Raw genomic sequence first — 23402 nt, 5'->3', positions numbered from 1 at the left:
CATATATGTATCAGCAGCAAGATGATTGTGCCATCCTGGGTTCAGGACCTCTTGTTATGTGCATAAACATATATCTGACCACGGCGTCCGGGGTGCTGCACCACTTCCGGCCGAGGAAGGCGAACTCCGGGCGGTCCGCCTGTTCACGGATCCGGGAGTTCGTCACTGGCGAGGGCGGCCGCACCGGCGGCGAGGGCGCGGATCCGAGCCCAATCGCCATCTTGGACTGCGGCATCGGGGACCAGCCACGAACCGCCGACACAGTCGACATTGGGGAGGGAGAGGTACTGGGACGCTGTCGCGACGGTGATTCCTCCGGTCGGGCAAAACCGGGCCCGCGGTAGCGGTCCGGCCAGCGCGCGCAATGCGGTTGTGCCGCCGGATGATTCGGCTGGGAAGAACTTCATCCGGGTCAGGCCCCGCTCGAGGACGGTGAGGGCTTCCGAAACCGTGGCGACGCCCGGAAGATACGGCAGCCGAGTGGCGTCGAGGGCATCGAGCAGCGATGGAGTCGCTCCAGGGCTGACGAGGAACTGCGCGCCCGCCGCGGCGGCTTCGACGGCTTGCCGTGGCGTGACGACCGTGCCCGCGGCGACCGTCATGCCGGGCACGTTGGCTGCGACCCTGGCTATAGCGGACAGTGCGGTCGGTGTACGCAGGGTGATCTCGATGACGCGGATGCCGCCGTCGAGCAGCGCCTGCGCGACGGGCACCGCATGGCCGGGGTCCTCGAGCACGACAACCGGAATGACGGGTGCGAGGGCGAGCGGATTCATGTGGTCTCCGGTTGCGATGACTGCTGTGCGATTCGGTACGCGGCACCACGCAGAGCCGGGGTGGGCGCGACGATGACCTCGGTGGCCACGTCGTCGAGATATCCCGGCAGCGGGCATGCTTCGACGAAGCGGTGACGGAAATCGCTGGCCGCCAGTAGATCCACCATGCACGGGAGAATGCCGCCGCCGAGGATCACTCCGCCGCGTGCGCCGAACGTCAGTGCGACCCCGCTCGCGAAGGCGCCGAGCAGGCCGAAGAATATGTCCAGTGCCTCGCGGGCGAGGGGATCGCGGTGGCTTCGAGCGGCGTCGCAAATCTGTTCGGGGCTGGTGAATCTCGTATCGACGCCGTGCAGCGCGCATAACGCGCGGCACAGCCGGACGAGCCCTGGGCCGGACAACACCGTTTCGGCGCAGGCTACCTCGTGCTCGGCGCGTAGGACGCGGGCGACCTCGGCTTCGCGTTCGGTGCCGATCGGCAACCCGGTGTGGCCGCCCTCCCCGGCGATCGGAATCCAATTGCCTTGCCAGCGGACAAGCCCCGCAACGCCGAGACCCGTGCCCGGGCCGATGACGGCTGTCGGCTCGTCGTATCGGCGGACGCCGGTGCCGATTCGGACGAATCCATCGTGTGGCAGTTGCGGAACGGCGAGGGCGAGCGCGCTGAAGTCGTTGATCAGCTCGAGTCGTGCCAGCCCGAGACGTTGGCGGGTCTCGGCCGCGGAGACCTCCCACGGCACGTTGGTGGGACGAACTGTGTCGCCGTGCACCGGCCCTGCGATGGCCACGCACGCCGAGTTCGGCCGTGGGAGGTTCGGGATCCTGCTCAGGTAGTCCTCGACGGCGCCGGCCAGGTCGGGATAGTCGGCGCAGCGCAGGATCCGCACCTCACCGGGCTCGATGCCGCCTTCGGCGACCAGGCCGAATCGGGCATTGGTGCCGCCGATATCGGCTACCAGGCAAGGACTTTCGACGTGGATCGGCCTCATCCCGCGGTTCCGAAGACGGTCGCGCCGCGGTCCGCCGGACCGACAGCATCACGGAACACAGCGAACAGCTCTCGGCCCGTGCCGAACGCGGCGGGTCGCGGCGGCGAGACCGGGCGGGCGGCGAACTCGACGGGGTCGACCAGCACGTCCAGGATCCCGTTCTCCGCATCGAGGACGATGACGTCGCCGTCGGCCAAGCGCGCGATCGGTCCGTCCGCCGCGGCCTCCGGGGTGAGATGTACGGCGGCCGGGACCTTGCCCGAGGCCCCCGACATGCGTCCGTCCGTGACGAGCGCGACGGCGAATCCACGATCCTGCAGCGCACCGAGGGCCGGCGTGAGTTTGTGGAGTTCGGGCATACCGTTCGCGCGCGGACCCTGGAATCTCACCACCGCCACCATGTCGCGGTTCAGCTCGCCCGACCGGAACGCGGCCAGGAACTGCTCCTGATCGTCGAAAACCCGTGCGGGAGCGCACACGAAGCGATGGTCCGGCAGCACGGCGGACACCTTGATCACGGAGGTTCCGAGCGCTCCCGACAAGGTGCGCAATCCACCGTTGGGTGCGAACGGGTTTGCGGCCGCTCGCAGCACGGTGGCGTCGGAGGATCCGCCGGGGCCTGGCCGCCAAGAGAGTTCGCCGTTGTCGAGGACGGGGACGCGTCGATAGTGGTCGCCGAGCCCCCGGCCGACCACGGTCGCAACGTCGTCGTGCAGCAGGCCCGCGTCGAGTAGTTCCCCAATGAGATACGGCATGCCGCCCGCTGCGTGAAACGCGTTGATGTCGCCCGTGCCATTCGGGTAGATCCGGGTCAACGTCGGCACCACGCTCGACAACTCGGTGAAATCCCTCCAGTGGAGCTCGATTCCGGCCGCAGCGGCAATCGCCACCAGATGCATCGTGTGGTTGGTGGATCCTCCGGTGGCCAGCAGCGCGACGACTCCGTTGACGACCGCGCGCTCGTCGATCAGCTCACCGATCGGAACCGCGTCGCCGCGCAGCGCGGTCGATTCGACTATCCGGCGGCCCGCGGCCGCGGTCAGTGCCTGCCGGAGCGGCGTGCCGGGCGGCACGAAGCTACTACCCGGGAGGTGCAGGCCCATCACCTCCATCAGCAACTGATTGGAGTTCGCGGTGCCGTAGAAGGTGCACGTTCCGGGACCGTGATAGCTCGCCGATTCCGCCGCCAGCAGTTCGGCGGGGCTCGCCTTGCCTTCGGCCGCGAGCTGCCGGACCCGGCTTTTGTCGGTATTCGACAGTCCCGAGGGCATAGGCCCGGCGGGCACCAGGATGGCCGGCAGATGGCCGAAGGCCAGCGCGCCGATGACCAGGCCCGGCACGATCTTGTCGCACACGCCGAGCAGCAGCACGCCGTCGGCTGTTTCGTGGGCCAAGGCGATCGCGGTGGACATCGCGATCACATCCCTGCTGAACAGGGAGAGATCCATTCCGGCCCGGCCCTGCGTGATGCCGTCGCACATGGCCGGCACACCACCGGCGAACTGGGCGATACCACCCGCGTTCGCGACCGCGCGTCGCAACTGCTCGGGATAGTCCTGGTAGGGCTGGTGCGCCGACAGTAGGTCGTTGTAGGCGGAGACGATGGCGATCGCCGGTCTGGAGCGGGTCTGCAGGGCGAGCTTGTCCGCGGGCGAACACGCTGCCGCACTGTGTGCGAAGTTGCTGCATGCCAAGGACATTCGTGCGGGTCCGGGGAGCGCGGCCCGCCGAATGCGGTCGAGATAGAGACCTCGCGATGCTCCACTGCGGGCGGCGATGCGGTCGGTGATCGCGGTGATGGCGGGATGCGGAGTCACAGTGTCGCCCCCGCGTTCGGGCCGGGTTCGAGGTGGCCGACGGTCACGCGGAAACCGTTCGGGCCGCGCGCTTCTGAAGGTTGGGCGAGGTCGCCGGCGCCGCCGAAGGCAACGATGCCGCACGGCGGGATGGCGAAGGGGGCAGGCACGGCGGGCTCCTAGGGTCGAGCGTTGTGAGCGAACACACGGCACGCTAGAGGTACTTCTGTTCATTATCAAGCAGACTTTGGTATTACTTGTACGTAACTACGCGTTCGACTGTTCGAGCTGGACCGATAGTCTGATCACCCAGAGCATCAGCAGCTCAGCGGCGAGGAGGAACGGTGACGGGTCGCCCCATGGCCACGCCCGGCGTCTCGGTGGGCGATGTCCTGACACTGATCCGCGGGAACGACGCGCTGACTCGTTCGGATGTCGCACGGCTGACCGGTTTGTCGCGGACAGCGGTCACGCTCCGCGTCGAGCAACTCCTCGCTCGGGGGTTGGTGACCGAGCGTGCCGAAGGCGCATCGACCGGCGGTCGCCCGCCGACCCGCCTGCGGTTCAATCCGGACGCGGGCTTGGTACTGGCCGCATCGATCGGCGCGAGCCGGACGCAGGTCGCGGTGTGCGATCTCGCCGGTGCGGTGCTGGCAGAGACCGAATTCGCGGTGCCCGCCGATGGCGATGTGGCGACCGTGCTCGGCGCTGCCGCCGATCAACTGGACCTCCTCGTCGCGGATCGGGCCGGTGTGCCCTGGTACGGAGTCGGCGTCGGCGTGCCCAGCGCGGTGGACACGGCGACCGGGCGCAGCATCAGCCCGGCGAATCCGAGCGGCGTCGCCGTCACCGAACTGTTCAGCGGCCGATTCGGTGTCCCGGTGCGGGTCGACAGCGACGTGAATGTGCTGGCCTTGGCCGAACATGCCCGCCGTCCCGACGTCGATGACCTGCTGTTGCTGAAGGTGTCCACAGGTATCGGGCTGGGAATCATCGCCGGGGGGAACCTGCAGCGCGGGGCTTGGGGTGCCGCGGGTGAAATCGGGCATATCAAGGTTGGGGGAGGCGTCGGTCGTCAGTGTCGCTGCGGTGACCGCGAGTGTCTCGAAACTGTCGCCGGCGGTTGGGCGCTACTCGAGCAATTCGCCGCTCTCGGCCGCCCGGTATCGGGTTTGGCAGCGTTGGTCGGCTTGGCCGCCGGGGGAGATCCCGACGCGCTGCGACTCGTGCGGGAAGCAGGTCGGAGCATCGGCGAAGTGGTCGCCGCTGCGGTCAACCTGCTCAACCCCGCCGTCATCGTCGTACGCGGTGATCTGTCCCAGGTATTCGATCCGATGGCCGCCGGCCTGCGGGAACAGATCTATCGCTACTCATCGGCCCTCAACACCCGCGCTCTGCGCATCGAGCCCGGTGATCTCGACGCTCCAAGCGGTGTGCAGGCTTGTGCCGCAATGATTCTCCATGAAGTACTGGCGCCGAGTTCCATCAATGCGTCATTCGAGAGCCCCGCGACGGTGGTCGGTTCGGTATAACGTCATAACGTCCCGGTTGCTGCTGAAATTCACGCGGACGACCGTCGCCGCCTGTACGCGATGTCCTAGGTAGCGCAAGACCGCAGGCCTACCTAGACGAACTCACCACCATGCTGCTCAGCGCATTCCGCGCCGACACCCACTGAACAATCTCCGGTGCCAGGGCCGGGCTGTTCCCCGGAGGGAATCGCAACGGACAGGTTGCATCGGCAGGTTCAAGGCTATGAGTGAACCAGAGATGTTGCGTTACACCAGGATCGAGAAGACCGCTGAAGGCCGATCGCGGTTCACCGACGAACGGGTCGACCGGGCGGTACGCCCCGAGGCCGAAGGTGTGGCGCCATGGCGGTCGGCCAGCTATCGTCCGGGACGACGACGTTCCGCGGCGAGCTGGACGAACTTGCGTTCGCGCTGGTGGCCTACCGCCGCCGCGAGCCAGACCGGCGCGGTGGGCGGAAGTCCAGCAATAACGGGTTGACCGCCGAATGCGACTGCGGCCGGAAGATCCGCCTGTCTCGCAGTGCGTACGACGCTGGCCCGATCACCTGCGGGATCTGTGAGGCATCGTTCGTCGAGCTGGACGTGGGGCAGTAGGTCCTTAGGCATGGGGCAAACGTGGGGCAGACACATGTCCGGACGTAGTTTCACATGTCCATCCGTAACTCCGGGTACGAACAGCAGAAGTCCCTGATCTGCATGGACATTCTGCCAGGTATCAGCAGGTCGAAGGCCGGATCCTCGCCGCACCGCCGCGCTGGTTTTACACACCAGCGGTCGGAATCTGTTACAGGTCTCCAAGATTCAAACCGCGAGCTTCTTCGGCTGCGCGGGCGGCCGCTGTCGATTTGGTGTAGCGGTCGATCATGTCTCGGGTGCTCCATCCGGCGATTGCCATGAGGCCGCCTTCGGTTCCCCCGGCGCCGAGCCAGCGGGAGGCGCCGGTGTGTCTGAGGACGTGCGGATGGAAGTCTTCGATGCCTGCTAGCTCGGCCCGGTATGTGAGCGTGGCATAGAGCGCCCAGTAGCTGAATCCCTTGCTGCGCTCGCCGAGCCAGAGTTTCGGGGAGTCGGCGAGGCGGTGAGTGCGGCGGGCGCGGATGTAGCGGTCTGAGGAGCGGCCGGTCTGCAGGCCGAAAGGGACGATGCCGCCTTTGCCGCCCTTGCCGCGTTGGACGGTGACCAGGCCGTGGCGGATGTCCATGTCTGTGAGGTCGATGTTGGCGCATTCGCCGGCGCGCATCGCGGTTTCGAGCAGCAGCCGGATAATCGCTTCGTCTCGGCGGTCGCGGAAGTCCTTGCCCTGGCAGGCTTTGAGCAGTCCCTTGATTTGGTCGTCGGTGAGGGCAGGGCTGACCTTCTCGTCGAGCTTGGGAGGCTTGAGGCCTAGGAGGGGATCGGAATCGAGTTCGTCTTCTTCGACCAGCCACACCGAAAAGCGCCGAAGCGCAAGCTGTCTCGCTCTGGCGGTCGCCGGTTCAAGGCCGGACGTGAGTAGGTTCGCGACGAAGGCGTTGACCTGGTGACGGTCGAGTTCGGGTGGGTGGCCTTCGGCTGCGCACCAGCCGAGGTAGAGGTGGACGCCGTACAGGTACGAGTTCACCGTGTGGTCGGATTTGCGTTCGGCTCGCAGTGCTAGCTCCCATGAGGGCAACAGCATGGCGAGATCGATCGTATGTTCGATCGCCATTCCACTATCTTGACTGAGCTCTGTGCTCGTCCAGAAAATAGAAATTGGGCCCCGAAGCCGCAGCTCAGGGGCCCAATCTCGATTAACGCTCAGTCCAAATAGTCGCGCAGGACCTGCGAGCGGCTGGGGTGGCGCAGCTTCGACATGGTCTTGGACTCGATCTGGCGGATGCGTTCGCGGGTGACGCCGTAGACCTGGCCGATTTCGTCCAGGGTTCGGGGCTGACCGTCGGTCAGGCCGAAGCGGAGGCGGACGACGCCGGCTTCACGCTCGGAGAGCGTTTCGAGGACCGACTGGAGCTGGTCCTGGAGGAGCGTGAAGGAGACCGCGTCGACGGCGACGACAGCTTCGGAGTCTTCGATGAAGTCACCGAGCTGGGAGTCGCCCTCGTCGCCGATGGTCTGGTCCAGGGAGATCGGCTCACGCGCGTACTGCTGGATTTCCAGCACCTTCTCCGGCGTGATGTCCATTTCCTTGGCGAGCTCTTCCGGGGTGGGCTCGCGGCCCAGGTCTTGGAGGAGTTCGCGCTGGATGCGGCCGAGCTTGTTGATGACCTCGACCATGTGCACCGGGATGCGGATGGTGCGGGCCTGGTCGGCCATGGCGCGGGTGATGGCCTGCCGGATCCACCAGGTGGCGTACGTCGAGAACTTGTAGCCCTTGGTGTAGTCGAACTTCTCGACCGCGCGGATCAGACCCAGGTTGCCTTCCTGGATGAGGTCCAGGAACGCCATGCCGCGGCCGGTGTAGCGCTTGGCCAGCGAGACCACGAGGCGGAGGTTGGCCTCCAGCAGGTGGTTCTTGGCACGGTTGCCGTCACGCATGATCCACTGCAGGTCGCGGCGCGACTGCACGGGCAGCTTCTCGCCCTTGTCGGCGAACTCGCGCAGCTTCTCCGTGGCGTAGAGGCCGGCCTCGATGCGCTTGGCGAGCTCGACCTCCTCCTCGGCGTTGAGCAGCGCGACCTTACCGATCTGCTTCAGGTAGGCGCGGACCGAGTCGGCGGAAGCGGTGAGCTCGGCGTCCTTGCGGGCCTGGCGCAGCGCCTCGGATTCCTCTTCGTCCCAGACGAAGTCACCCGACGCCTTGTCCTTGGCGGATGGCTCGTCGGCTTCCTCGGAGTCGTCGGCCTCGGCGGTGGTGGCGGCAGCGGCGGGCGCGGCGGCCTCACCCTCCTCCTCGCCGTCCTCCTCGTCGACGATCTCCTCGTCCTCGAGCTCGTCCTCGTCGAGCTCGATGTCACCCAGGTCGTCGAGTTCCAACGACTCGTCGTCGATGGCCTCGTCGCCCTCGCCACCCTCGGCACCGGGCTCGGCCGCCTTCTTCGGCGACGCCTTCTTGGCGGCCGTCTTCTTGGCGGTCGCCTTCGTGGCCTTCTTGGCCGCGGTCTTCTTGGCCGCGACCTTCTTCGCAGCGGCCTTCTTGGCCGGAGCCTTCTTGGCGGCGGCCTTCTTGACCGCGGGTGCTGCGGTGGTGTCTGCTGAGTCGGCGGCTGCTGCCGAATCGGCGGTGTCCTGGGTATTCGTGGCTACCACGTACGCCCTTTCGTGACGGTCTCGTGCGGCGTCACGCCAGAGTGATCATCCGGCGGAGCGGTTCTGTCGGGGGGATAAGCCGGCTCTCGTGCCGGTGTCGGTTTCCGGCTCACCGCCGGGCATGCGTTCCATTGTAACGATCGAACCAGCTTACTTACGGTGCGATACCGGCTGACACCGCCATGGCGGCTCCGACGATGCCCGCGGTATTGCGTAGAGCGGCCGGCACCACGGGGGTTCTGTTGGTGAGCAACGGAATCCATTCCTGGTAATCGCGGCTGATGCCGCCACCGGCGACGAACACGTTCGGCCAGAACAGGTTCTCCAGGGTGACCAGCACCTTGGACACCTCCACCGCCCACTCCGGGTAGGTCATGCCGACCCGATCCTTGACCGACGCGGCCGCCCGATGCTCGGCCTCCCGGCCGTCCACCTCGATGTGCCCGAGCTCGCTGTTGGGCATGAGCACACCGTTGTACATGACCGCCGAACCGATCCCGGTGCCGAAGGTGAGCAGCATGACCAGACCGCTGAGATCCTTTGCCGCTCCGTAGCGGTCCTCGGCCATGCCCGCGGCGTCCGCGTCGTTGAGCACCGTCACACCGCGGCCGCCGAGCGCCACCGAGAACAGGTGCCGGGCGTCGATGCCGACCCAGGTCTTGTCGATATTGGCGGCGGTGCGCACCTGGCCGTGCAGCACCACGCTGGGCATGGTGATGCCGACCGGGCCCTCCCAGCCGGCCTGCGCGACCAGCTTGGCCACCGCCTCGGCGACCGCGTTCGGAGTGGCCGGGTGCGGCGTCGCGATCTTGATCCGCTCGTAGAGCAGCTCACCGGTCGCGAGATCGACCTCGGCGCCCTTCACACCGCTGCCACCGATATCGATGCCGAACGCGTGTCCGGGATCGGACATGGACCACACCTCGTTCTCTCCCTCGACCTGCACCTTGTGTCGTGCACGACAAGCCTAATGCGCGCGATGCCGGATCTGTGCTGCGATGGAGCTCGTGCCGGAATCGAATTTCACTTCCATCGCCCCCGCCGACGCCACGAACACCGACACTTCAGACATAGCCGAACTGCGCCGGGTCGCGGTGCATCTCGCCGAGACCGCCGCCGCCCACGTGCGCGAGCGCCGCCCGCAGGTCTTCGGGCCGGGCGCGCACACCACCGACGCCGTGCAGTCCAAGTCCACCCCCACCGACCCAGTCACCATCGTCGACACCGAGACCGAACAGCTGGTCCGCAAGCTGGTCGCCGACCTGCGCCCCGGCGACCGGGTCGTCGGCGAGGAGGACGGCGGCACCATCGCCGACGACCCGGACCTGGTGCACTGGGTGGTCGACCCCATCGACGGCACCGTCAACTTCGTCTACGGCATCCCGTCCTACTCGGTGTCGGTGGCCGCGGTGCGCGGCGGCCGACCGGTCGCGGGCGCGGTCGCCGACGTCGCGCACGCCGTCACCTACAGCGCCGGGCTGGGCCTGGGCGCGCACCGCGCCGACTCCAGCCCCGACGGCACCGCCCCCGGCGGCGACCCGGTTGCGTTGCGCGCCAATCCGGTCGACGCCACGTCCATGGCACTGGTGGCCACCGGGTTCGCCTACGCCACCGAGCGCCGCACCCGCCAGGGTGAGCTGATCGGCAAGGTGCTGCCGCACATTCGCGACCTCCGCCGCTTCGGTTCGGCCGCCCTGGACCTGTGCGCGGTGGCCGAGGGCCGCACCGACGCCTACTTCGAGCACGGCCTGAACCTGTGGGACTGGGCCGCGGGCGCGCTGATCGCCACCGAGGCGGGCGCGCGGCTGATCCTGCCGCCGGAGCTCGACTCGCCGGGCGCGGCAGGCGATTTGGTGTCGGCGGCGGCGCCCGGCATCGCTGACGAACTGTTCGGCCTGTTCGAACGGTTCGATGTCACCACCCCTATCCCGATTCCCTGACAGCGGGCTGGACGGCCGATCGCCGCGACCCAGGAGGTCGCGGCGATCGATTCGTCCCGGGGCATCGGGCCCCGGGGCATCTATTCGACTGTGACGGCACGAGTTTCGCGGACGGGCGCGAACGGTCAGAGCCGCGCCGTCGCGAAAGAGATTCTCAACACTTCGCGTGGCGCGCGGCGTCGAGCAGTTTCGGGTCCACCGCGGGCGCGGTGCCCGGCGTCGGGTTCTTCAGCGCCCGCAGCACCTCTTCGGCGTCGGTACTGGGCCGGATGTCGCGGAACAGCGAGCCCAGCACCATGTCCACGGTCTCGTCCTGGCGCTGATCCTCGATCAGCTCGGCGCACGGCACCACCAGCTGGACCGCGGCCGCGGCGGGCCGGCCCTTCACGCCGAAGCGGATCTGCCCGGTGCACTCCAGGTCGCCGTTCACGTAGACCGGGTCATTGCCGATCTGCACGTCCGGGGCGCTGGCGAAACCGAGATCGCCCAGCTGGGAGGCCACATGCGCGGCCTGGCCGCGCTGTCCGTTGGCGTTGAACACCCGCACCTTGGAGGCGGCGAGCGCGGCGGGCTGGACATCGCGCAGCCGCGAGTTGCCGACCCGTTCGCCGAGCGGCGCGGGCTTGGCCGCGGAGGTGCTCGAAGCCGGGCTGGGGGAGTTGCAGGCCATCGCGCCCTGGTCACTCTCGCTCGTCGTCAGCGCTTTGAACCACACGACGACGCAGATCAGGGCGATGACGCCGACCATGGCGGCCCAGGGCTCCCAGCGTCGGCGAATGAAGTTCCGCCCGCTCGGATCGGTCGCTTTACCTTGGGTGATCAGTGAAACCACGCCCACACTCTACGAAAGCGTCGGGAATGTCGCGTGAACGGCTGCGGCAAGTCGGGCACCGGTGTGGCGCGCGGGGTGTCGCGGAGGTGGAGGGGAGGTCTCGAGGCGGTGCGGAAGATCTCGGACAGTTCCCTCGGCGGTGACGATTGCCCCTCAGTTTCAACTCGCGCGGGTTTTGATTGCGACTTTGGTCCCGGGGTCCGCTATTGTCTGGCGGCCCCGATCGTACAACCCAGGTGAATCTGGGGTTCGATTTCGGGAACAACAAGGGCATGTCCTGCGTTGACCGAGCGCGATCCGGTGCGGATGAGGAACTATCCGGCCCGGATCTGTGACCGGTGTACGCGTGACGTACACCACGGGCGGGGCGGTACCACGGCCCGATCAGGCTCCGGCAGGAGGCTGTCGGACAGGTGCCGGTCCGGGATATACGGAGTGAGGACGAGGGGAAGACGACATGGCAACCGACTATGACGCACCGCGGCGCAATGAATCCGACGACGTTTCGGAGGACTCGCTGGAGGAGCTGAAGGCTCGCCGCAACGAAGCCGCGTCCGCCGTCGTGGATATCGACGAATCCGATACCGCGGAGTCGTTCGAGCTTCCCGGCGCGGACCTTTCCGAGGAAGTGCTCTCGGTCCGGGTCATCCCGAAGCAGGCGGACGAATTCACGTGTTCGAGCTGCTTCCTGGTGCACCACCGCAGCCGTCTGGCCAGCGAGGCCGGCGGTCAGCTGATCTGCATGGACTGCGCCGCCTAAGGCTCGGTCCCTCAGAGCGTGTCCGGCCAGCCCGCGCTCGGTTCGCCGAGCGCGGGCCGGGCCGGATCGCGCAGTACTTCTCAGGAAATGTGATCGAAGGGGATCAGGCCGATTCGGCCGCGTTCTCCAGGCCGAGCGCTGCGATCACCCGTTCCGGATGACGCGTACTGACCAGCCAGTACGGCGTCGGATCCTCGGGATCGTCGAGGACGAGCAACACCATGGGCCCGATCCAGGCCCGATGCTGGACGAAGGCGGCGGGGTCGAGTTGTCGGCCCAACGCCGCACTCTTCGCGCTGGTCGGAACCGGCGCCGCCCGCTTGACGAAGGTCGCGGGCAGATGCGCGCGGCCCGTGCGCAGTTCCGGCACGCCATCCGCGTCCGGGGCCACTTCCAGGCGATGGCGCGAGAACCACAGCAGCACCCACGCCGCGACGGGGAACAACAGCACGTAGGGCAGCCAGGCCCGCACTCCCGGTGCGCCCATGTGGATTTCGGCTGCCAGCAGCCCGGTCACGACGAGCGCGGCCGGCCACCACCACAGCGGCACCCAGAGGCGCTCGGTGTAGAGGGGCTTGGTCTGCGGCTGAGGTTTCACCTGAGGGGGCTGGTCGGACACGACCTCAGACTAGGTCAATGGCTGAGCGGTCGAACGCGTAGGCTCGGCGCACGTGACCGGTATTCCACCTATTCCCCTGCTGCGGCTCGATCCCGGCATCCCCGTACCGACGCGTGCTCACGAGGGCGACGCGGGCGTGGACCTGTGCACCACCGAGGACGTCATCATCGAACCGGGGGAGCGGGTGCTGGTCGGTACCGGCATCGCGGTGGCCCTACCGATCGGCACGGTGGGGCTGATCCATCCGCGCTCCGGGCTGGCGGCCAAGGCGGGCCTGTCGGTCGTCAACACCCCCGGCACGGTCGACGCGGGTTACCGCGGCGAGATCAAGGTGTGCCTGATCAACCATGATCCGCGCACCGCGATCGAGCTCCGGCGGGGTGATCGCGTCGCACAATTGTTGGTGCAGAAGGTCGAATTGGTGGACTTCGTCGAGGTGGACGAGCTCGACGACACCGCGCGCGGCGCGGGAGGATACGGATCCAGCGGTGGGCATGCCAGCCTCGCGCAGTCCGGTGGGGCGGGTCAGGCGACCGGCAAGGAGGCATGACGATGGTGTTCGGACGCAAGAAGAGCAAGGGCGGCGACAGAGACGACGCGCCGCAGTACGACGACGAGTACACCGAGTACGACGAGTACGAGGACGAGTACGACGAAACCGCCGACGCGGCAGACGAATACGACGACGAGCCGGCGCCCGCGCGCGGCCCCGAGATCGGCCCGTACGACTACGAGGACGTCGCCGACCGGCTCGAGGCCATCGCCGAACAGCGCCTGGACCTGGGCTCGGTCATCGTGCCGGTGCCGCCGGGCGGGCAGCTGCAGGTCGAGATGACCCCCGACGGCACCCCGCAGGCGGTGCACCTGGCCACCCAGCACGGCCGCATCACGGTCGCGGCCTACGCCGCGCCCAAGTCGGCGGGCCAATGGCGTTCGGTGGCAGCCGATCTGGCGGAGACGCTGCGCAAGGACGGCGCGCAGGTGTCGGTGGTGCAGGGTCCGTGGGGGCGGGAGCTCCACGCCATCACCCAGGGCGCGGATCTGCGGTTCATCGGCGTGGACGGTCACCGCTGGATGGTTCGCCTCGTCGCCGCCGGTCCGACCGGCTCGGCGGATGAGAACACGCCGCTGGTCGCGGCCGCTCGCGCGGTCATGAGCGAGACCGTGGTCCGCCGCGGCGACGAGCCGCTACCGGTCCGCGAACCCCTCCCCGTGGTCCTACCCCAGGAGCTGGCCGACCAGTTGGCCGCCGCCCACCAGCAGCAGCTGGCGGCGCAGCAGCAGGCCATGCAGGCCCAGATGGACGCCATGCAGGGCGGCCCGGCCTTCCAGCCCGAGCAGGCCCCGACCGAGCCGCGGCGCGGCGCGGAGGGCTCGGCCATGCAGCAGCTGGGCCTGAACTGACCGAGCGGTAGAGGCCGTTCACCGAGCCGGCCGGGTCGCGATCACCGACCCGGATTCGGCTCTGACGCACGACGAAACGGGGCACCGCCACACGGGCGGTGCCCCGTTTCGCTATTGGCTGAATCGGTGTCCGCTCAGCGGACAGCCGGGCCTCGGATCCGACGATCGTGGTCGGCTGGGCCGGAGTTCTGCTGCGGTGGGCCGGAATTCGGTCAGGGGGTGGTGACGCGGCGAGGAAAGAGGGCATTGATGCCACGGGTACCCAGAATCGAGGGGTCCGAACCCAACTCGTCGAGGGTGATCCGGTGCAGCGTGGCGTGGGGGAGGTGCGCGGCCCACTGCTCGGCCACCGCCAGCGGGTGCACCGGATCGTCGACGGCGGCGATGATCTCGACGGGCGCGCCGACCCGGCTGAGCAGCGCGGGTTCGGGCCAGGCGTAGGCGGCCGCCTCCTCCAGCGCGGACGGCAGTTCCGGCCACTGGGAGGTCCAGGAGCGGGTCAGAGCGTCGGCCAGCCAGGCGGGGCTGGACGCGCGCATCCGGTCGATGACGGCGTCGAGGCCGTCGGCGCGCAGCTGGGCGGCGGTGGCGGCGGCGGACAGGGCCGCGGGGCAGCCGGTGGTGTCGGCGCCGGTCCAGGCGGGCAGGGCGGCGACGACGCCGAAGACCGCGTCGGGGTGCTCGGCCGCCCAGTCCACGGCGACGGCCGCGCCCAGTGAGATCCCGGTGACCAGGACGGGTCCGGAGCGGGCGGCGGCGTCGAGCGCGGCCCGGTAGCTCTCGATCACGGCGCGTGGGTCCGGGTCGACCGCCAGGAACGGCAGATCCAATGCGGCGCAGGCGGATCCGAAGGCGCGGCGGGCGAAGTGGGCGTCGGAGCCGGTTCCTGGGAGGGCGACGGCGACCGCCGGACGGGGAAGATCGGGCACCGGCCGACTGTAGCGGGGACGGGCGCGCGTGGCGGGTGCAGCCCGTCCCATCTACAGTGGCGGAGGTACGGCCACGAGCGGCCGGGTGGCAAACCGCCGGCCGACGTGGAAGGAACGAACGACGTGAGACCCACGCCGTCCGAGCTCTACAGGAGAGCGTGCGAGATGCCATCCTCGGGTGGGAAGGACACCCCGTCAGGCTATTTCCGGCGGCTCGGCCGCCGACTGACGGAGGACCTGGATCGTTTGGATGCCGAGGAGCTCGCCGAGACGTCGGAGGCGTCGGGCGCGTCCCGGGCATCGGAATGCCGGCGTGGTGAGGAAGTCACCATGGTCGGCCGGCTCCGCAGCGTGGAGGCCTGTCCCAAGGCCGGCGGGGCGGAAGTGGCGGCCGAGTTCTTCGACGGCACCGACAGTGTGGCGCTGGTGTTCATCGGCAGGCGTCGTATCCCGGGAATCGAACCGGGCCGTCGTATTCTGGTTCGCGGCCGCGTCGGTGAACGCGATGGCGGCAAGGTCATCTACAACCCCTACTACGAACTGCGCGGGAATTCCTGACACTCATGCCGAACCCCACCAGCAGCGGCGACGAGGGCCGCGGCCCCGCCGAGCCCTATGGCGCGCCCGCCTTCGATCCGCCCACGGTCCAGCTCAACGCGGTACCGGAGGCCGGTGAGACCCCCTGGCGGCTGGACAACGCGCTGCTGGACGACGACATGCAGGCGCTGGTCGACGCCGAACGCGCGGCCGACCAGGACCACGAGGGCGCCGAGGACGGCCCCGAGCCCACCCTGCTCGAGCAGATGGGCGGCCTGTCGGGCCTGATCTACTCCTCGCTGCCGGTGCTGGTGTTCGTGCCGGTGAATTCGCTGCGCGGCCTGACCACCGCGATCTGGGCGTCGCTGGCCGTGGCCGCGGCGATCCTGGTGTGGCGCTTGGTGCGTCGCGGTCCGATCCAGCCCGCCATCTCCGGTTTCCTGGGGGTGGGCGTGTGCGCGTTCATCGCCTACCGGATGGGTGAGGCGAAGGGCTTCTTCCTGTTCGGCATCTACGCGAGCCTGGTGTACGGCGGGGCGTTCCTGCTGTCGCTGGTGGTGCGCTGGCCGCTGGCGGGCGTGATCTGGGGCGCCCTGAACGGGCACGGCACCGGGTGGCGTTCGGACAAGCGCGCCATGCGGCTCTACGACATCGCGACCGCGGTGTGGGCGCTGGTGTTCGTGGCCCGGTACCTGGTGCAGAACCACCTGTACGCGGCCAACAGCACCGGTCTGCTGGCGGTGGCGCGTATCGGTATGGGGTGGCCGTTGACCGCGGTGGCGGCGCTGGTGACCTTCTGGGCGGTCCGCAAGGCCGGACATCTGCCCTCTGCGACGGCGAAAACGGCCGGGACCTCGGACTCCGCCGTCTAGCTCAATCGTCCATTTCGGGCACTTATCGCGCTAAATCCGCGTCGCGCAACACCTTCGGGGCCGTTGGGGGACGGAAGGGGGTGACCAACCCACCCCTGGGGTACCTATTTCGGCGGCCCCCCGGCGAGCACGATCTTTCTCAGAAGCTCTCACAGGCTACGGAGAAAGGAACGCGGAGTTGAGTACCGACGGCAAGGCAGTGGCAGCGCAGGAACGGAGCGAGGGGCTCGGGACCGCGGTGCAGATTGCAGCCTCGCGCCGGCACCCGGCGGGGCGGGGAGGCAGCAAGACCGGCAGTGTGGCGACGTCGGAGTCCCGGCGCGCCGCAGCGGAATTGGAGAAGCTGATCGGCCCGGCCGCCGCCGGTGACCGCGCCGCCGTCTCCGAGATCCTCAAGATCGTCTACCCGCTGGTGCGCCGCTACTGCGCGGCTCGCATGAGCGGCGCTGGCCATCTGCACGTGACCGCGGACGATGTGGCGCAGGAGATCTGCCTGGCGACGGTGCAGGCCATCCCGCGCTACCGCGACCAGGGCAAGTCCTTCCTGGCCTTCGTCTACGGCATTTCGGCGAACAAGGTGGCCGACGCGTTCCGGCGGGCGCAGCTGCACCCGGCCTACCCGGTCGCCGAGTTCCCCGACGCCCCGAACACCGAGGCGGGCCCGGAGGAGCGGGCGCTGGCGATGGAGACCCGTCGCGCCACCCGCGACCTCATGCAGGTGCTGTCCTCGACCCACCGCGAGGTGCTGGTCATGCGGATCGTGCTGGGCTGGACCGCGGCCGAGACCGCCGAGGCCATCGGCACCAGCCCGGGCGTGGTGCGGGTCATGCAGCACCGCGCGCTGAACCGGCTGCGTGCCGAACTGCGGGAGGCGTCCTGAGGGTTCGGGGGATGAAGACGGCGAATGGGCCGGGCGCAGGGGGTGCGCCCGGCCCATCGCCGTATTCGGGGGTTTGCGGGTCAGGCGGTGGCTTCGGCCGAGCCGAGCCCGTTGGCGCGGAGCCCGTTGACTCCGTTGACGCCGAGCGTCTTGCGCAGTTCGTCCTCGGCCTCGACGGAGGTGACGAACAGCAGTTCGTCCTCGCCTTCCAGCGGATCGTCGGCCTGCGGGACGATGACGCGCCCGCCGCGCAGGATGGTGACCAGAGCGGCGTCGCGGGGCAGGGTGAGGGTGCGAACGGCCTTGCCCGCCAAGGGGGTATCGGTGGGCAGGGTGATCTCGACCAGGTTGGCCTGACCCTGGCGCAGTGTCATCAGTCGCACCAGGTCGCCGACCGAGACCGCCTCCTCGACGAGCGAGGCCAGCAGCCGCGGCGTGGACACCGCGACGTCGACGCCCCAGGAGGAGTCGAACAGCCACTCGTTGCGCGGGTCGTTGACCCGCGCCACCACCCGCTGCACCCCGAATTCGGTCTTGGCGAGCAGGCTGAACACCAGGTTCACCTTGTCGTCGCCGGTGGCGGCGATGACCACGTCGTAGGTCTCGAGTCCGGCTTCCTCGAGCGTCTCGAGCTCGCAGGCGTCGGCGTGGGTCCAGACGGCGGTGGGCGCGCTGGTGGGGTCGATGTGGTCGAGGCGGCGTTCCAGCAGCATGACCTGGTGCCCGCCGCGTAGGAGTTCCTGGGCGATGGAGCGGCCGACGGCTCCGGCCCCGGCGATGGCTACCTTCATCGGGCTTCCTTCACGATCAGTGCTCGGGTGCAGGGGGATTGGCGGCCAGCGCTACGGCCTCGCCGACATTGCCGGAGGTGGCGGCGATGTAGACCAGGTCGTCGGCCTGCAGCATGGATTTGCCCGTGGGCAGCACGCCCTGTCCGAAGCGGATGACGAAGGCGACGCGCGCCCCGATGGCCTCCTCCAGCGCGTTCACCGAACGCCCGTACCAGTTCTCGTGCAGGTCGAGTTCGGTGACGGCGACGGTGCCGGTGGGGTCGCGCCAGGTGGTGGTGGACTGGTCGGCGACCAGGTTGCGCAGGAACCGGTCGGTGGTCCAGGGCACGGTGGCGATGGTGGGGATGCCGAGGCGCTCGTAGACGGCGGCGCGTTTGGCGTCGTAGATGCGGGCGACCACGCGCTCCACGCCGAAGGTCTCGCGGGCAACGCGGGCGGAGATGATGTTGGAGTTGTCGCCGGAGGAGACGGCGGCGAAGGCGCCGGCGCGTTCGATTCCGGCCCGGGTCAGCACATCTCGATCGAAGCCGACGCCGGTGATGCAGAGGCCCGGGAAGTCGCGGCCCAGGCGCAGGAAGGCGCTCGAGTTCTGATCGATCACCGCGACCTCGTGGCCGATGCGGACGAGGGCGCGGGCGAGCGAGGATCCGACCCGCCCACATCCCATGATCACGACGTACACCGTACGAACCCCATTCCCGAAAACCGTGGTGTGCGGTCTGGTTGCTTGATCGAAATATCGGCCGGGTGGCAACCGTACCGCTCGAGTTTCACTGCGGGCACTTTCCCCCTCCGGAACATGTTCAAACCGGAACCGGAAAAACCTCACAGCGCCCGAGGTCACCCTACGGCCGCGGGCCGCCCGCGTCGCGCCGCGAACACGGTCCCCCGCGGACTGACCTATGCTGCCAGGAGTGTCGAAGTTGACGACGGCCGCCAAGCGCATGCTGGTGGGCCGCCCATTCCGCAGCGATTCTCTCGGTCATACGCTGCTGCCCAAGCGGATCGCGCTCCCGGTCTTCGCCTCGGACGCGCTGTCTTCGGTGGCATACGCACCCGAGGAGATCTTCCTGGTGCTGTCGGTGGCCGGTCTGTCCGCCTACGTCTACGCACCGTGGATCGGTCTGGCGGTCGCGCTGGTGATGGCGGTCGTGGTTGCCAGCTACCGGCAGAACGTGCACGCCTATCCCTCCGGTGGCGGCGACTACGAGGTCGCCACCAAGAACCTGGGACCCACCGCGGGGTTGACGGTCGGCAGCGCGCTGCTGGTCGACTACGTGCTCACGGTGGCGGTGTCGATCTCCTCGGCGGCGTCCAATATCGGGTCGGCGGTGCCGTTCGTCTCGACGCACAAGGTCCTGTTCGCGGTGTCCGCGATTGTGATCCTCACCGCGATCAATCTGCGTGGTGTGCGCGAATCCGGCACGGCGTTCGCGATTCCCACCTATGCCTTCATGATCGGCATGTTCGTCATGCTGATCTGGGGTTTCGTCCGGATCTTCCTGGGTCAGACCGTGCACGCCGAGTCGTACGGGTTCGGGCTCAAAGCCGAGGACGAGCATCTGTTCGGCTTGGCGTTCGTCTTCCTCATCGCCCGCGCCTTCTCCTCCGGCTGTGCGGCGCTGACCGGTGTCGAGGCCATCTCCAACGGTGTGCCCGCCTTCCGCAAACCCAAGTCGCGCAATGCCGCGACCACCCTGCTGCTACTGGGCTGCATCGCGGTCACGCTCTTCATGGGCATGATCGTGCTCACCCAGAAGGTCGGCATCGTCTACGCCCACAACACCTCGGACCTGATCGGAGCGCCCGCGGGCTACGAGCAGAAGACCCTGGTGGCGCAGCTGGCGGGGGCGGTGTTCTCGGGCTTCCCGGCCGGGTTCTACTTCATCACCATCGTCACCGCGCTCATCCTGGTGCTGGCGGCCAATACCGCCTTCAACGGGTTCCCGGTGCTGGGTTCGATTCTGGCGCAGGACCGTTTCCTGCCGCGTCAGCTGCACACCCGCGGTGACCGGCTGGCGTTCAGCAACGGCATCCTGTTCCTGGCGGGCGCGGCCATCGCGTTCGTGGTGCTGTTCGGCGCGGAGGTGACGCGCCTGATCCAGCTCTACATCGTCGGTGTGTTCGTGTCGTTCGTGCTGAGCCAGACCGGCATGCTGCGGCACTGGACCCGGCTGCTGCGCACCGAGACCGATCCCGCTCAGCGGATGCGGATGAAGCGGTCGCGGGTGATCAACGCCATCGGCCTGACCATGACCGCGACCGTGCTGATCATCGTGCTGGTCACCAAGTTCGTGGCGGGCGCGTGGATCGCGATCATCACCATGGCGGCGATCTTCGGCCTGATGAAACTCATTCGCCGCCATTACGACTCCGTGTCGCGGGAGCTGGACGAGGCCGATTGGGACGCGGTGCTGCCCAGCCGCACCCACTCCATCGTGCTGGTGTCCAAGCTGCACATGCCGACTCGGCGCGCCCTGGCCTACGCCCGCGCCACCCGGCCCGACACCATCGAGGCCATCACGGTGAACGTCGACGAACCCGATACCCGGGCGCTGGTGCGCGCGTGGGAGTCCAGCGATATCGCGGTGCCGCTCAAGGTGATCGAATCGCCGTACCGTGAGATCACCAAGCCCGTGATGGATTACGTGAAGCGCGTGCGCAAGACCTCACCGCGCGACGTGGTCACCGTGTTCATCCCCGAATACGTGGTCGGCCACTGGTGGGAGCAGCTGCTGCACAACCAGAGCGCGCTGCGCCTGAAGGGGCGTCTGCTGTTCGAGCCCGGCGTCATGGTGACCAGCGTCCCGTGGCAGCTGTCCTCCTCGGCGGGCCGGGCCCATCCCAGCCGCGTGGTCAACGCGCCCGGTTCGGTGCGTCGTGGTTTCGGGGACGAGTCGTGAGCGGACCCGATTGGTACGGCGAGGTCTTCGAGGTTCGTCTCGGCCCGCCCGGCCACGGCGGATTCTGTGTGGCCCGGCACGAGGGCCGCGTGCTGTTCGTCCGTCACGGCCTGCCGGGCGAGCTGGTCCGGGCCCTGATCACCGAGGATCGTGGCGGCTCGTTCTGCCGTGCCGACGCCATCGACATCCTCGACCCGTCGCCCGACCGCGTGCCCGCCACCTGCCCGGTGTCGGGCCCCGGCGGCGCGGGCTGCTGCGACTTCACCTTCGCCACCCCGGAGGCCCAGCGCGCCCTCAAGCATCAGGTCGTCGCCGACCAGCTGCGTCGCCTCGCCGACTGGGAGCCCGACTTCGTCGTCGAACCCATCCCGGTGCCCCTGGGACTGCCGACCGGCGCGGTGGCGCAGGACTCCCGCACCGGGCTGATCGCCCGGCCGGGCAGTTCCGGACGCACCCGCGGCGTGACCACGAGTCTCGGTGCGACCCTGCTCGCGGGTTCGCGCCCCGAATCGCAGCCGCCGGCGGGTGCCTCCGAGGTGCCCGAGCCTGCCGCGCCCGAAGAGTCTCATTCAGGACCGGTATCCGAGTCGCCCGCTGGGGGACGCCCGGACACGTCCGCGTCCACCGGTGTCGCGCCGGGCCGGATCGGGGGAGTGGCCACGCGTGTGGCGAGCGCCCTCATCGGCAGCCCGGCCGGTGAGCCCGGACGCGGCGGGCGGCTGGTCGGGCCGCCGTCGGCGGACGCGTATGCCGGTGGCTGGCGCAGCCGGGTGCGGCTGGTCGTGGACGCCGACGGCCGCGCCGGGGTGCACGGCTATCGGAGCACCGAGGTGATCACGGATCTGCGATGCCCGCAGCCGATGGCGGGCGCCATGGATGGCATCGCCGAACGGACATGGACGCCCGGGGCCGATCTTGTGGTGGCCGTCGACGGGGACGGGATGCGGCATCTGGTCGAGGTCGCGCCCGCCGGGGACGAACGCGGCGGCCAGCGGGAGCGGCGTGATCGGGGCGGTCGCGCCGAGGGTTCCGCGCGCGGCGGGGATCGGCGCAGTACCGCCGCGCGGCGGGCGGCGGCGCACAGCGCCCGGACCGAGCGGGTCGTGGATGGCACCGGGCGGGCGGTGCAGTATGTCGCCGAGCGCCGGTGGGAGCTGTCGGCGACCGGCTTCTGGCAGCCGCATTACGGTGCGGCGCAGTGCTATTCGGATGTGGTGGCCGAGTGGGCCGATGCCGCGCCGGGCGCGCTGGTGTGGGATCTGTACTGCGGTGTCGGCGTGTTCGCGGCGCGACTGGCCGGGCAGGTCGGCGTCACCGGGTTCGTGCACGGCGTGGAGTTCGCGCGCACCGCGGTCACCGAAGGCCGGGCCGCGCTGCGGGACATGCCGTGGGTGGATCTGACCGCCGAACGGGTCGAGCGCTGGATTCACGAACAGTCCGGCGCCGCACCGGATGTCGTGGTCCTGGATCCGCCGCGCGCGGGCGCGGGCAAGGACGTGATCAACGCCCTGAGCGAGCATTCCCCGCGTCGCATCGTCCATATCGGCTGCGACCCGGCCTCTTTCGCCCGCGACGTGGGCCTCTACCGTTCCGCCGGGTACCACCCCGTGGCCTTGCGCGTCTTCGACGCCTTCCCCGGCACCCATCACGTCGAGTGCATCGCCGCCTTCGAACGCTGACCCCCGAGATCAGGGAGCTGTCACCGCGGGGATCCCTCCGGATCCCCGCGCCGGCCGCTCCCTGATCTTGTTGTGGCGCAGGTGGGTTGGCGGGTGGCGGATTCTGGGGCTGCGCCAAGATGTTGCCCATGAGTACGTTGTCGGACCCGACGGTGGCGTCGGTCCTGGAGCTGATCTACGGGGATCAGTCGAAGTTCCACTCGCTCGAGGCGCTGCTGCTGGGGGTGGATCTCAAGCGGCCGGAGTACGGGGTCCCGATGTGGGTGAACGCCGACAGCTACTGGGGGCGGCTGGTGAGTCCGGTGTACGGGGCGCGGGTCGCGGCGCAGGGCGGGAACGCAGAGGCGGATCGGGCGCTGCTGGATCTGGTCGAGGTGACGGTGTCGCGCTTCCTGCAGGGGGAGTCGTTGCAGCGCAAGAGTCTTCCGGCGTGGATGCCGGAGCTGCGCCGGGCGCTGCTGGCCGACGGGTATCGCATGAAGATCGACCGGGTGACGGGGGACGGCCCCGACGGAACCGTGCGCTGCCGCCTCAAACCCACCGGCGAGCTGCCGGTGCGCCTCGCCGACCGGGTCGGCTTGTTGGAGACCGAGTTGGAGGTGCGCGGCCAGCAGACCGCCCTCGACCACTTGCGCGCCGCCGTCAAACACTATGGGCGCGGCCGTTTTCCGGCGTGTGAGAAGCGCCTGCGCTCGGCCCTGCTCCAGGTGACGGCCTACGCCACGGGCACCGGCGACCTCGACGGCACCCGTAATGTCCGCCACCTCGTCGACACCGGCCGGCTCACCATCACCGAGGGCACCCGCCTGCTGCACGACCTGCGCGGCCTGACCGGCGAGGACCCGTTCCCGCACCGGACCAGGGCCGACGCCACCAGATTCCGCGTTCAGCTGACCCTCGTCCACGCCACCGCGCTGCTGGCTCGAGTCCAGCACTGAATC

At 68.9% G+C, this 23402-nt stretch carries 24 protein-coding genes and 1 pseudogene; 13 read left to right on the top strand and 12 right to left on the bottom strand.

Going from position 1 to position 23402, the window contains the following annotated elements; genetic code table 11:
• Positions 1 to 143 precede the first annotated feature (143 nt).
• From eda to ACWEOI_RS19730, 4 genes are read right to left on the bottom strand one after another with little or no spacing between them, the layout of a single operon-like run.
• On the bottom strand, positions 144 to 776 hold the full coding sequence (gene eda, locus ACWEOI_RS19745; protein WP_452360508.1) for a bifunctional 4-hydroxy-2-oxoglutarate aldolase/2-dehydro-3-deoxy-phosphogluconate aldolase: 633 nt from the start codon (positions 774 to 776) through the stop codon (positions 144 to 146).
• A complete protein-coding gene (gene glk / locus ACWEOI_RS19740; RefSeq protein WP_452360507.1) occupies positions 773 to 1765 on the bottom strand; it encodes a glucokinase in 993 nt (330 codons plus the stop codon). Before glk ends, eda begins: the two co-directional genes overlap by 4 nt.
• Complete coding sequence (edd, locus tag ACWEOI_RS19735) at positions 1762 to 3582, bottom strand: phosphogluconate dehydratase (RefSeq protein WP_452360506.1); 1821 nt, start codon at positions 3580 to 3582, stop codon at positions 1762 to 1764. The genes glk and edd overlap by 4 nt, the downstream gene beginning before the upstream one ends.
• A complete protein-coding gene (locus ACWEOI_RS19730; protein WP_452360505.1) occupies positions 3579 to 3731 on the bottom strand; it encodes a hypothetical protein in 153 nt (50 codons plus the stop codon). The genes edd and ACWEOI_RS19730 overlap by 4 nt, the downstream gene beginning before the upstream one ends.
• A gap of 189 nt (positions 3732 to 3920) precedes the next feature.
• On the opposite strand from ACWEOI_RS19730, the gene ACWEOI_RS19725 reads away from it, so the two are divergent.
• Together ACWEOI_RS19725 and ACWEOI_RS19720 are read left to right on the top strand one after the other, a co-directional pair.
• Positions 3921 to 5093, top strand: a complete 1173-nt coding sequence (locus ACWEOI_RS19725; protein WP_452360504.1) for an ROK family protein — start codon at positions 3921 to 3923, stop codon at positions 5091 to 5093.
• Positions 5094 to 5435: 342 nt separating this feature from the next.
• A complete protein-coding gene (locus ACWEOI_RS19720; RefSeq protein ID WP_452360503.1) occupies positions 5436 to 5687 on the top strand; it encodes a hypothetical protein in 252 nt (83 codons plus the stop codon).
• A gap of 190 nt (positions 5688 to 5877) precedes the next feature.
• Here ACWEOI_RS19720 and ACWEOI_RS19715 read toward each other — a convergent pair whose 3' ends face one another.
• The 3 genes from ACWEOI_RS19715 to ppgK all read right to left on the bottom strand — a co-directional run bounded on the left by ACWEOI_RS19715 (position 5878) and on the right by ppgK (position 9228).
• The gene (locus ACWEOI_RS19715; protein ID WP_452360502.1) at positions 5878 to 6780 is read right to left on the bottom strand and encodes a tyrosine-type recombinase/integrase; all 903 of its coding nucleotides are present in this window, start codon (positions 6778 to 6780) and stop codon (positions 5878 to 5880) included.
• An 89-nt stretch (positions 6781 to 6869) separates the two neighbouring features.
• On the bottom strand, positions 6870 to 8315 hold the full coding sequence (locus ACWEOI_RS19710; RefSeq protein ID WP_433672491.1) for an RNA polymerase sigma factor: 1446 nt from the start codon (positions 8313 to 8315) through the stop codon (positions 6870 to 6872).
• A gap of 154 nt (positions 8316 to 8469) precedes the next feature.
• On the bottom strand, positions 8470 to 9228 hold the full coding sequence (ppgK, locus tag ACWEOI_RS19705) for a polyphosphate--glucose phosphotransferase (RefSeq protein ID WP_433672492.1): 759 nt from the start codon (positions 9226 to 9228) through the stop codon (positions 8470 to 8472).
• Positions 9229 to 9313: 85 nt separating this feature from the next.
• Here ppgK and ACWEOI_RS19700 point away from each other — a divergent pair, with 85 nt between their 5' ends.
• Complete coding sequence (locus tag ACWEOI_RS19700) at positions 9314 to 10255, top strand: inositol monophosphatase family protein (RefSeq protein WP_433672493.1); 942 nt, start codon at positions 9314 to 9316, stop codon at positions 10253 to 10255.
• 154 nt (positions 10256 to 10409) lie between these two features.
• Here the strand turns inward: ACWEOI_RS19700 and cei are convergent, their stop codons facing one another.
• Positions 10410 to 11087 carry an envelope integrity protein Cei gene (gene cei, locus ACWEOI_RS19695; RefSeq protein ID WP_452360501.1) on the bottom strand — a complete coding sequence of 226 codons (678 nt, stop codon included), beginning with the start codon at positions 11085 to 11087 and terminating at the stop codon, positions 10410 to 10412.
• 457 nt (positions 11088 to 11544) lie between these two features.
• Here cei and ACWEOI_RS19690 point away from each other — a divergent pair, with 457 nt between their 5' ends.
• A complete protein-coding gene (locus tag ACWEOI_RS19690) occupies positions 11545 to 11847 on the top strand; it encodes a DUF4193 domain-containing protein (RefSeq protein WP_040859007.1) in 303 nt (100 codons plus the stop codon).
• A 103-nt stretch (positions 11848 to 11950) separates the two neighbouring features.
• Here the strand turns inward: ACWEOI_RS19690 and ACWEOI_RS19685 are convergent, their stop codons facing one another.
• Positions 11951 to 12466 (bottom strand): DUF3093 domain-containing protein, encoded by a 516-nt coding sequence (locus ACWEOI_RS19685; protein ID WP_433672494.1) that lies wholly within the window; start codon positions 12464 to 12466, stop codon positions 11951 to 11953.
• 52 nt (positions 12467 to 12518) lie between these two features.
• Here ACWEOI_RS19685 and dut point away from each other — a divergent pair, with 52 nt between their 5' ends.
• The gene (dut, locus tag ACWEOI_RS19680; protein WP_433672495.1) at positions 12519 to 13016 is read left to right on the top strand and encodes a dUTP diphosphatase; all 498 of its coding nucleotides are present in this window, start codon (positions 12519 to 12521) and stop codon (positions 13014 to 13016) included.
• Between the two features lie 5 nt (positions 13017 to 13021).
• Complete coding sequence (locus ACWEOI_RS19675) at positions 13022 to 13870, top strand: DUF3710 domain-containing protein (RefSeq protein WP_433673311.1); 849 nt, start codon at positions 13022 to 13024, stop codon at positions 13868 to 13870.
• Positions 13871 to 14082: 212 nt separating this feature from the next.
• Here ACWEOI_RS19675 and ACWEOI_RS19670 read toward each other — a convergent pair whose 3' ends face one another.
• A complete protein-coding gene (locus ACWEOI_RS19670) occupies positions 14083 to 14799 on the bottom strand; it encodes an alpha/beta fold hydrolase (RefSeq protein WP_452360500.1) in 717 nt (238 codons plus the stop codon).
• Between the two features lie 165 nt (positions 14800 to 14964).
• On the opposite strand from ACWEOI_RS19670, the gene ACWEOI_RS19665 reads away from it, so the two are divergent.
• From ACWEOI_RS19665 to ACWEOI_RS19655, 3 genes are all read left to right on the top strand, one after another.
• On the top strand, positions 14965 to 15357 hold the full coding sequence (locus ACWEOI_RS19665; RefSeq protein WP_379280631.1) for an OB-fold nucleic acid binding domain-containing protein: 393 nt from the start codon (positions 14965 to 14967) through the stop codon (positions 15355 to 15357).
• A gap of 245 nt (positions 15358 to 15602) precedes the next feature.
• A complete protein-coding gene (locus ACWEOI_RS19660; RefSeq protein ID WP_433673312.1) occupies positions 15603 to 16208 on the top strand; it encodes a DUF3159 domain-containing protein in 606 nt (201 codons plus the stop codon).
• 298 nt (positions 16209 to 16506) lie between these two features.
• The gene (locus tag ACWEOI_RS19655) at positions 16507 to 17088 is read left to right on the top strand and encodes a sigma-70 family RNA polymerase sigma factor (protein WP_357283220.1); all 582 of its coding nucleotides are present in this window, start codon (positions 16507 to 16509) and stop codon (positions 17086 to 17088) included.
• Between the two features lie 80 nt (positions 17089 to 17168).
• Here ACWEOI_RS19655 and ACWEOI_RS19650 read toward each other — a convergent pair whose 3' ends face one another.
• On the bottom strand, positions 17169 to 17879 hold the full coding sequence (locus ACWEOI_RS19650; RefSeq protein WP_433672497.1) for an NAD-binding protein: 711 nt from the start codon (positions 17877 to 17879) through the stop codon (positions 17169 to 17171).
• A gap of 16 nt (positions 17880 to 17895) precedes the next feature.
• On the bottom strand, positions 17896 to 18561 hold the full coding sequence (locus tag ACWEOI_RS19645; protein WP_433672498.1) for an NAD-binding protein: 666 nt from the start codon (positions 18559 to 18561) through the stop codon (positions 17896 to 17898).
• Positions 18562 to 18793: 232 nt separating this feature from the next.
• Between ACWEOI_RS19645 and ACWEOI_RS19640 the strand changes: the two genes are divergently transcribed.
• The 4 genes and pseudogenes from ACWEOI_RS19640 (at position 18794) to ACWEOI_RS19625 (ending at position 23399) form a co-directional block, all read left to right on the top strand.
• The gene (locus ACWEOI_RS19640) at positions 18794 to 20782 is read left to right on the top strand and encodes an amino acid permease (protein ID WP_433672499.1); all 1989 of its coding nucleotides are present in this window, start codon (positions 18794 to 18796) and stop codon (positions 20780 to 20782) included.
• Positions 20779 to 21153: pseudogene (locus ACWEOI_RS19635) on the top strand (TRAM domain-containing protein); the annotation flags it as partial. The gene ACWEOI_RS19640 and the pseudogene ACWEOI_RS19635, both read left to right, overlap by 4 nt.
• A 489-nt stretch (positions 21154 to 21642) precedes the next feature.
• Complete coding sequence (locus tag ACWEOI_RS19630) at positions 21643 to 22461, top strand: class I SAM-dependent RNA methyltransferase (RefSeq protein ID WP_452360659.1); 819 nt, start codon at positions 21643 to 21645, stop codon at positions 22459 to 22461.
• 128 nt (positions 22462 to 22589) lie between these two features.
• On the top strand, positions 22590 to 23399 hold the full coding sequence (locus tag ACWEOI_RS19625; RefSeq protein WP_452360499.1) for a hypothetical protein: 810 nt from the start codon (positions 22590 to 22592) through the stop codon (positions 23397 to 23399).
• The last annotated feature ends 3 nt before the right edge of the window (positions 23400 to 23402 follow it).

Source organism: Nocardia sp. NPDC004340 (assembly GCF_053602575.1).
The sequence above is the reverse complement of the archived record's forward strand: the minus strand, read 5'-3'. Positions and strand labels throughout refer to the sequence as shown.